Annotated in this window: 7 protein-coding genes and 1 pseudogene; 3 read left to right on the forward strand and 5 right to left on the reverse strand. The window is 57.7% G+C overall.

The annotated features are described in order from the left end of the window. From HMPREF2981_RS05500 to ppa, 5 genes are all read right to left on the reverse strand, one after another. On the reverse strand, positions 1-907 hold a 907-nt coding region (locus HMPREF2981_RS05500; RefSeq protein WP_070661514.1), incomplete at its 3' end, for a zinc-dependent metalloprotease. A gap of 83 nt (positions 908-990) precedes the next feature. Beyond that, on the reverse strand, positions 991-1,218 hold the full coding sequence (locus HMPREF2981_RS05505; RefSeq protein WP_004005772.1) for a helix-turn-helix transcriptional regulator: 228 nt from the start codon (positions 1,216-1,218) through the stop codon (positions 991-993). A gap of 265 nt (positions 1,219-1,483) precedes the next feature. Further along, positions 1,484-2,116: a hypothetical protein gene (locus HMPREF2981_RS05510; RefSeq protein ID WP_070661516.1), complete on the reverse strand. Its 633-nt coding sequence runs from the start codon at positions 2,114-2,116 to the stop codon at positions 1,484-1,486. A gap of 39 nt (positions 2,117-2,155) precedes the next feature. Next, positions 2,156-3,298, reverse strand: a complete 1,143-nt coding sequence (locus HMPREF2981_RS05515) for a hypothetical protein (RefSeq protein WP_246825338.1) — start codon at positions 3,296-3,298, stop codon at positions 2,156-2,158. Between the two features lie 385 nt (positions 3,299-3,683). Then, positions 3,684-4,169, reverse strand: coding sequence for an inorganic diphosphatase (ppa, locus tag HMPREF2981_RS05520; protein WP_004005776.1), 486 nt, complete (start codon positions 4,167-4,169; stop codon positions 3,684-3,686). 236 nt (positions 4,170-4,405) lie between these two features. On the opposite strand from ppa, the gene dacB reads away from it, so the two are divergent. The 3 genes and pseudogenes from dacB to HMPREF2981_RS05535 form a co-directional block, all read left to right on the forward strand. Further along, positions 4,406-6,037: a D-alanyl-D-alanine carboxypeptidase/D-alanyl-D-alanine endopeptidase gene (dacB, locus tag HMPREF2981_RS05525; protein WP_246825340.1), complete on the forward strand. Its 1,632-nt coding sequence runs from the start codon at positions 4,406-4,408 to the stop codon at positions 6,035-6,037. A gap of 133 nt (positions 6,038-6,170) precedes the next feature. After that, the gene (locus tag HMPREF2981_RS05530) at positions 6,171-8,921 is read left to right on the forward strand and encodes a DEAD/DEAH box helicase (RefSeq protein WP_070661522.1); all 2,751 of its coding nucleotides are present in this window, start codon (positions 6,171-6,173) and stop codon (positions 8,919-8,921) included. Positions 8,922-9,075: 154 nt separating this feature from the next. Then, positions 9,076-9,382: pseudogene (locus HMPREF2981_RS05535) on the forward strand (recombinase RecJ); the annotation flags it as partial.

The raw sequence follows: 9,382 nt of genomic DNA on the forward strand, positions 1-9,382 counted from the left end.
CCAGCAGCCGGTAAATGAGCTTTGTGAGGAACTTTTGGGTTGAGCTGCGGCGGTTGAACCTGCGGCGAATCGTCTTGACGGTCGGCACAATCTGGGCATCCACGGCATCCATCACCACGTTTGCGTGCCCCTCAAGCAGGCTCATAATGGCTGTCAGCTCGCTCGCGATTTTGCGTGCCTTCGCGGTAGCTTCTTTCACAGGATGCGCCCGCCCCTGCCCGGGTTCTTCGGCGCGTGCCTGTGCTGCGGCACGGAACGCATCTTTGAGGTCGAAAGTGCTGGCGGCGCTATCGCCCAGCTCCGTAATCTTGGCAAGGAAATAGTCGCGCAGCCACGGCGCGGCGGCAAACTGCACCCGATGCGTCTGCTCGTGCAGGCACACCCACAAGCGAAAATCTTCGGGTTCAACGTTGAGTTCACGCTCGACGGAGACCACGTTCGGGGCGAGCAGCATCAGACGCCCACCCGGCTGCCCGTACCCGGCCAGCGCCGCATAGGGTTCATATTGCCCAAGCACTTTGGTGGAGAGGAACGAGAGCACGGCACCGACCTCAAAGGCCAACCCTTCTTGGAGTTTGCCCAGGTCAGCATGCGGTTTTTTCTGCTGGATCTTCTCGAATGCGGGCTTGACGAAGGGCACGAGCATGATAGAGAACGCCTGCGCGTTCGCCTTCGCCCAGGTACTTCGATCAACCACCAAAACCTCGGAGTCGCGCAGGTCTTGTGCCGCATCAAGCCCGGTAATGCGGTGCACATGGTCTACGGATTCTTCCGCCGCTTTGCGCAAGGATGCGACCACGCCAGCCATCTCCTGGGGCTTCATGCGCGGCCCGGCGGGCGCCAGGCTGCCCACGATTTTGGCGATGCGCTCAACATTTAGCAGGTTCTGTGTGTTGTTATCGTTCATATGCACAGTGTATCGAACTGTGCTGTGTGAGCCGCGCGGCTAGATGTCCCGCATTATAGATGTCTGCCCTGAGGAGTCCTGGATTAGGCATGATCTGCACCTTCTACAACGAGGTATATACCCAGCACTTCAGCGGTTTTGAGCACAGACCCAAAAGATGGTCCCGGCTTACCACGTTCAATATCACGAATCGTTTTATCGCTTACACCCACCATATAGGAAAGTTCCAGCTGGGTAAGCCGTTCTTCCTTACGGATGCGCCGCACTCGCTGCCCGAAGTTCTGAGCAAACTCTTCTGCATGAAAAGCCATCGTGTGTGCGGCATGATGGCCGCATCCCCCTTAAAAATACGAATAATAGTTCGGTTTTCAAGAATTTTACACCGCAGGGAGACTAAAAATACAGTAAATACGAACTATTATTCGGAAAAATTTTAAGGTTCTCTAGATGAGAAGACACTCATACACAAGTGGGAGCGGTTTCTTTATTTGGGAGCACTTTACGTGCTCCCAAATAAAGAAACCGCTCCCGGAACATGCAGCTGCACTAGCAGGTGCAGCACAAGAAAGAAGCGAGCTAGGAACGCCTCTCGTCATGATCGAGAGGCATACGATAACGATTACTTGGCAGGAACAGATCCTTGACCGCAGGGTCATCAACCTCAGCATTCTTCTGCATCGTCTCAGCACGCTCCTGCGCAATTTCACCAAACATCTCACGAGTCATCTGCTTGGTCTGCTCAATCTTGCTGCGTACCTCTGTCCGAGTGAAACCAGGCTTCCAGGGCTTAAACCGTGCCACGTAGGCCAGATAGAAAACTAAGGCACAGACCCCCACCACTACTGCTCGCCCTGTATCTTGAGTTACTACCAGTGCCACAACCAAGTACACCGGTGGAGGCACTAAGATTTCGTATGCAGCAAACAGCCTCCCTCCTGGAGAGGGGTGCTGTGCACGCACCACCAACGGACGCTGCACCAATGCGCGTACTAGCGGAAAGATGAGGTAAGAAATCAGTACGGTCTTAGTCGCCTGATACAAAGAGAGGGACAGGGCAGAAAGCCCCAAGGCGGAGACAACAGCCCCAGCACCAAGAATCAACAGAAATACGCAAAATCCTTCGAGCAAACCCCCTATAAAACTACCCATCAACGCAGCGCTCAGCGGTACATACTCTGGGTGATCCGGCGTATACTGACTGCTCTCCATATGTATCCCTTCCCACATTATCCACGTGTTGGAGTGTTTTCACCGCTTACGCGGAAGTGCTCCTCGTTTTTCATATTTGAGAGGTATACGGTAGCGATTACCCGGCAGAAACAGATCCTTAATCGCCGGATCATCAACATCAGCGTATTTCTGCATAATCTCAGCACGCTCCTGCATCATCCCGGCGTACTCCTGCGCGATATCGCCCACCAGTTCGCGGGTCATCTGCTTGGTCTGCTCGATCTTGCTGCGTAACTCTGCTCGGGTTAAACCAGGCTTCCAGGGTTTAAGCCATGCCGCATAGGCCAGATAGAAAACTAAGGCACAGGAACCTACTGTTGCCGCCTTGCCTACATCCTGAAACATCCCTAGTGTTACCACCAGATACACCAGCGGCGGCACTAAGATATCGCATGCAGCAAACAGCCTCCCTCCTGGAGAAGGATGCTGCGCACGCACCACCAACGGACGCTGCACCAATACGAGTACTAGCGGGAAGATGAGGTAGGAAATCCACACGATACCAGCGATCTGCAGCTGCGGAAGAGACAGTGCAGAAAGCTTTGAAGCTGGCCCAACGACCCGAGCACTGAGAATCACGAGAAAGACACAGACCGCTTCGAAAAAACCACTGAAGTAACCACCCTTCAGTGCACTCGTCAGCGCTACATACTCTGGGTGATCCAGCGTATACTGACGCTCCTTCGTGCGCCCTCCACGCAACATAGACACGCTGCCCCAGACGAGCGATGCCATATAAAGTTGCGAAGATAGCCTCTGGAAGACAGGCTGAGGTAACTCCTTCAAGGGTGAGTATTGCTTCCCAAGGATTTGCGGCGCATTCACCGACCTCATTGACAAGATCCTTTGGCGGATAGCGTTCCCCATACCAGAGACACCAGCCCAAAGCCGCTTCGTTTTTTGGCTCCGCCCAATAGCTTTACTATATTCCGTTATGATCCCGGCCAGGGCTGAAGCGCGCGTTCGCAGGGCGACAACGGGCTTAGTTTTGCCGGTAATACCGTGCGACGTATTATCTACATTTTCAGTACCAAGAACCTTGCGCATTACGTTCGGGGCAGTAGTCCGCGCAGCAGTATCAGCACCCGCGAAAATCGCAGAAACCCCTGCTGTGGCAGTTAAACGAATGGCATTTCGACATTCACATACCAAGCCTTTCATTTATACTCCTCACCACGGCATATCTATTCAAGGACGTCATATGCTGCAAATTTTTGTGCACAACAAACTCTTAATTAAGAAATACATAATGCTATATCGCGTACAGATACCCAGATTATGGGCTAATTATCCGTCTCTGTATGTATAGAAGTTTTAATGAACAGCGTATTATTTCCCACACTATACGTTCACGTAGCGCAGTGCAACGACAATAAAATTAATTTCTAATAAAGCTCCTCGGGAAAACTGCGGCTCCATAATAGCAACCGCAAGAACCGCTCTTGCCCCCCTAATACAAACGGGAGCGGTTTCTTCATGCGGGAGCAAATAAAGTGCTCCCGGATGAAGAAACCGCTCCCGTTATTAACAGGAACGCGAGTAAGACCTAGTGGCCTTCAGCAGCGAAGCGGTCGATCGCCTCCTGAACCATCTTCTCTGCCGCAGCGATGTCGTCCCAGCCTTCGCCCTTCACCCATTTGCCGGGTTCCAGATCCTTGTAACGCTCGAAGAAGTGCTGAATCTCAGCCTTGAGCTGCTCGGGCACATCCGCCAGCGACTTGATGTGATCGTAGCGCTTATCGGTGGGCACGCACAGTACCTTCGCATCGCCACCAGCCTCGTCAGTCATGTTAAATACAGCAACCGGGCGAGCCTCCACGATCACACCGGGAACAATATCAACGTCTAGAACCAACATGGCGTCCAGCGGATCGCCGTCCTCGCCGAGTGTGTTCTCAAAGTAGCCGTATGCGGTGGGGTACTGCATTGAGGTGAACAGCACGCGATCTAGATACAGACGACCGGTTTCGTGGTCTATCTCGTACTTCACCCGGGAGCCGCGGGGGATTTCAATCGTGACGTCGAGTTCCATGGGAACCTCTTTCTATGAATGTAAGCCTCTGCACCGCGCATCAAGGCGGCGAACAACTCCCCCATTGTACCCCCTGAACGTGTGCACAACACCCATTCAATGCCACAAAAATCGTGCTTTCAGATACGTTGCGTGAACATCCTCCACGCTATCTCCAGGCGAGCTGGTAGCGTGTAGTCCTCGCGATGTGCGTAACCGGCTCGGTATTTCGCGGCGGAATTCGTTATGCTCTTAAGATGCGTTCACCCCAACCGATAAACACCCCGTTCACTCGCCGCGCCCTGCTCAGTGCAGCACCCGCGCTATTCCTTGCCGCATGCTCAAACCCAAGCGGCGGGCAGTCGCAGGGCGGTACCGCATCCGTAACCCCGTCGGTCACACCCACGCCGAGCCCCACTCCGGTGCTGGATGCTCAGCAGCTTCAAGACCTGAAAACCCAGCTCGATAAGCTCTTTCAGGAGCGCCCCTACCCCGCCCATTCCATGCTCGTGACCGCCCTTGACGGCACACGTGAGCTCTATGCGGATGCCCCAGATACCCCGCGCCTGCCCGCCTCGAATATGAAGATTCTGACCTATTTTGCGCTCGCGCAGACCGCGCCGGAACGCACTTTCACAACCTCGGTGGTGCAGGGTAAAAATGGGCTGTTTCTGGTGGCAGGCGGCGACACTCTGCTCGTGGAAGGAGCCACGGAACCGGCCACCGCGGGTTCGCCGACGATGCGCGCCGGGCTGAGCACGCTCGCTGCGGATACCGTGCAGCAGATGAACGAACGCAAGGTCGCGCACGGTACCTTCCCCGTCTACCTCGACACCACGATTTACACGGGTTCTGCGACTAACCCTGGTTGGGAGCCCGGCGACCTCGAATCCGGGCAGATCACCCCGATTAACCCGATCGCGCTGGCCTCGCACACCGTGCCCGGGCAGTCCACCCCCGATAAACCGGCACGCCCGCAAGACGCCGGAGTCGCCGCCCTAGAAGCGTTCGTGAAGGTGCTCAATAAGGCGAGTGAAGAGCATGCAGAGGTCAAAGCAGGGTACGTATTTACGGTTGCCGACCGCCGCCCCCGTGAGGCCGATGCCGAGCAGATCGCTCAGGTTCAGTCGGCATCCGCGCTCGATCAGGCCTTTGTGATGATGTTAGAGTCCGATAATGTGCTCGCCGAAGTGCTGGGGCGCAATATGGCGATCGCTGCGGGGCGTGAGGGCAGCGCATCCGAGGCGCAGAAACTTGTGCGCGAGAAACTGCAGGAGGCGAAGATTTCGGTTACCGGGTTGGTGCAGGCGGATGTGAGCGGTATGTCCCTGCAGAACCGGGTGACGGCACGCACCCTGGCGCAGACCTTGGGGGCGTTAGCGGCGCATCCGAAGCATGACGAGCTTGAGCGCAGATTCCCGGTTGCGGGTGTTTCGGGTACGCTCAAGGATCGTTTTAGCGGAGAAGCGAATAAGTATGCGCGCGGGCATGTAGCGGCAAAGACCGGCACGCTGTTCACCGCCATTTCGTTATCGGGGTATGCGACTCGCCCAGACGGCACACGCCTGGTTTTCGTGAGTCTGCTCAACGATGTCGGCGGTGCGGAAGCTCTGCCCGGCGCGAAGGATACGGTCGATAGCGCCGCGGCGATCGTGGCGGCACGTACCGAACCGCCCGCGAACCCCACGGGAACGCCCGCACCTTCGGGCTCACAGGTACCGGGCTCATCCTCGGCTCCCGATGCTACAGGTTCGGGTTCCGCCCCGAATTCCTCGCAGGCCCCGGATGGTTCGTCTTCCGCTTCGCCCGCCGGTGAGAACGTACCGCAGGAGGATGCATCCTCCCAGGCGGCGGAACAAAACCCTGCCGAAGTTCCCAGCTCGCAGTAGAGCACGAATATGCAAAGTATTGTATATTTATCTGACTGCCGAGTATATCCGAGGGCATACAGCAGCCACGCATCACAAGCACTTTTGCGGTTATCCGCGCATATTCACTCACCCCGTTCCGAAGGATAGTTTCGTGTCTTCACCCTCTGCCGCATCCGTGCCCGACGATCTGCCGAGAGTCGCCGTTACGGAGCTTTTGCGTGTTCACCACTGCGAGACGGCGCTCTACGCCGATTTTTCGCGGCATACGGCAGGCACCCGGGAGAACGAACACGACACCACCGCGAGCGGTCCCTCTCATGTCGTGCGTCGTGATAGCGGCGCGCCCCAGATAAACCCAGAAGTCGTGGCACTTTTGGAGGCGGCACAGGCTTCATGCGTTGCAGACATGAGGAATACGGCGGACGCCGAGGTGGAAATACACACCGCTCAGGGCAAGGAACGCTACCCGCTCGCGCGGCTAATCCCGGTGCTGGAAACCCTCACGGAACGCTACGAATTTTTGCGCGCATCATGGCGGGAGGGTGTGGCACTCGCCGATATTCCCGACCTGCTGAGCTGTGGTGACTGCCCGGCGTGTGCGGCACGTGTGGAGGCCGAAGCTGGCACATCCGAAACGCTTGACGAACCAGAGCTCGTCCCTCATAGCAGCGATGATTCAGACGAAGAATCCTGGGTGGATTCCGATGATTCCGCAGCGGATTCGACGTTTGAGGGCATTCCCGCGAAGGCACAGCATCCGTACCGGGTACGGCCTGCCGCCCCTGCCGACGACGATGAAGAATACGCTCAGCTTGAGCGCCTGCGGGAACGCCTTGCCGAGCTCGAAAAGCAGAATCAGAGGAATCGGGGTCTATCTGCCGAAAATACCCGGTTGGCGATGCTCCTCTCCGGTGTCGATTTCTATCGCCGCGAAAAGGCGCCGTTTTGGCGGGATCATCTGCGCCGCCTGCACGAGCCCTACGAGAATTGGGCGAATACGCGCAATTGCGTGATTTTCGAGAGCGTTGAGACCGCGACCGATTGGGAGCGCGTGCGCGGGGCGAAAATGCGTACTCTGCGCGCGGTCGCCACCCTGGCGGATTCGCACACCCTCAAGGCCGACGATACCGGGCATTATTTGCTGTATAGTGCCGATGATGCGCCCGCGAAGGCATATGAGAGCATCGATTCCCAGGTGGAGGCATTTCGCGCGACTAACCCGCAGGTCCGCGTGCCAGATACACTGCATAGACTCGGGTTTTTCGGGGCAAAAATTATGTCTCTCGAACCGTATGAGGAACCGGGCGAACCTGCAGAGGGCGCTACTTTGGCGGGTGGCGGGCAGCGTGTTGTGATGGTAGTTGCCGAGCGCATCCGTGTGAACGATGAAGAACATGCGGCCTTCCCGCTGGGGCTCACCCCGGGCGCACCCGTGACGACGAAACAGCTAGAGGCGGCGGTTATGCGCGTAGCGGTCGAGGCTGAAGACTCATTCCCCAACGTTGCCGCGACCGGGACGCTTGACCTTATCGAACGCCGCCCGCCGCGGCTCAAAACCCGCGAGAGCCTGCCCCAAGAGACGGAGTTTTCTCACGCCGAGCTGCCCACTGTTGAGGCGGTGCTCGCGGCGGTTCGTGACCTTGACCGTTCCTATGTGGCGGTTCAGGGTCCGCCCGGGTCAGGTAAGACCTTCTTGGGGTCGCAGGTGATCGCCAGGTTGGTTGCGGCGGGCGCGAAAGTGGGCGTGGTGGCACAGTCTCACGCCGTCGTGGAGAATATGCTGACCGCGTGCCTGGAACGTAACCTGTTTCCCGCCGAGCGGGTGATGCGCGCCAAGGGCAAATCTCAGCTCCCCGATTACCCCTGGGTTGAGGCCAGCGATAAAGATCTGACCGCTTTATTAGATAATTCCGGTGGGTCTGGCGGCGAAAAATCCGGTGCCGGAACTTCGCCCGGCGTTCTTTTTGGCGGGACCGCCTGGGATTTTGCGAACCCGAACCGTATTCCTGAGGGCTCACTCGACCTGCTCGTTATCGACGAAGCCGGGCAGTTCTCGCTCGCCAACACCCTGGCGGTTGGAAGGGCCGCACGGAATCTGCTTCTGCTGGGTGATCCGCAGCAGCTGCCGCAGGTGGCGGTGGGTGAGCATCCGTACCCGCTAGATACCTCAGCACTGGGCTGGCTGTCCGGCGGGCAGTCAGTACTTCCCGCTACATTTGGTTATTTTCTGCAAGTCACCTGGCGTATGCACCCGCAGCTGTGCGCACCAGTTTCTGCGCTGTCCTACAGCGGGAAGCTGCACTCGGCAGCGGCGGCGAGCGAGCGCATCCTCAAGGTTCCCGCACGGGAAGAACCTGTTATTCCTGCCGATCCCGGGCTGTATATGTACGGCGTTCATCACGAGCACTGCACCGTACGTTCCGAAGTAGAAGCGGCAGCAGTCGCGCGCCTAGCGTGCGAGTTCGTGGGTGCGTTATGGACTGCCGGGGCGAATCAGCCCGCACGCGAGCTCACCGGAGAAGATATTGTGGTGGTCGCCGCCTATAACGCGCAGGTCGATACGATTGCGGAGCATCTGCGCCGCGCCGGGCTTCTGGATGCGGACGGTCACGGCGTGCGCGTGGGAACCGTTGATAAGTTTCAGGGTCAGCAGGCACCGGTGACGATTGTGTCAATGGCCTCCTCAAATGCCGGGGCATTGGGGCGAGGCGCAGAGTTTCTGCTCTCCCCTAACCGCCTGAACGTGGCGCTCTCACGCGGGCAGTGGTGTTCCGTACTGGTCGCATCCGACAGCCTGCACCGGTTCGTACCGCAGAGCATCCCCGAACTCTTGGCGTTGGGCGGATACCTGGGTTTGGTACGCTCCGCCGCCGCCTTGGACTCACCCACATTCGAGGGCTGACAAGGCATATTAGACAGTTTTATGAGACACATACGGTTGTCGTCACCAAACCCGCCACGATTGTGAGAAACGGCATCGCCCGGGTGTGCTTGCCCCTGCCAACCCGTACCGCGAAACCCTATCAAAACCCGAGGCGCTCAGGCATAATGGAGGGGTGTTCGTGTTAACCTTCATTCAACGTTCCCCACAGGTTTCATTGCCTGCGCTTCTCGACAAGCTCTCCAAGCTCAATCCCCGAGTTGAATTCGCACAAACCTATCCGGACGAAATTCAGGGTGCTTTCGAGAGTTCCGCAGACGCCCTGCAGGCGGCCCTGTATGCTTCGCGCGAGCAGGGATTCTGGGTCGGCATCGGAATCGGCGAGCTGCGCATTCCCCGATTCGCCGGGGCACTGGGAACGGTCAGCACGAACGACTGCACCGGCGACGCCCTCGAATTCTCACGGCTCGCCGTGGAGGCGG

The organism is Rothia sp. HMSC069C01, assembly GCF_001814655.1.
GTDB classification, from domain to species: domain Bacteria; phylum Actinomycetota; class Actinomycetes; order Actinomycetales; family Micrococcaceae; genus Rothia; species Rothia dentocariosa.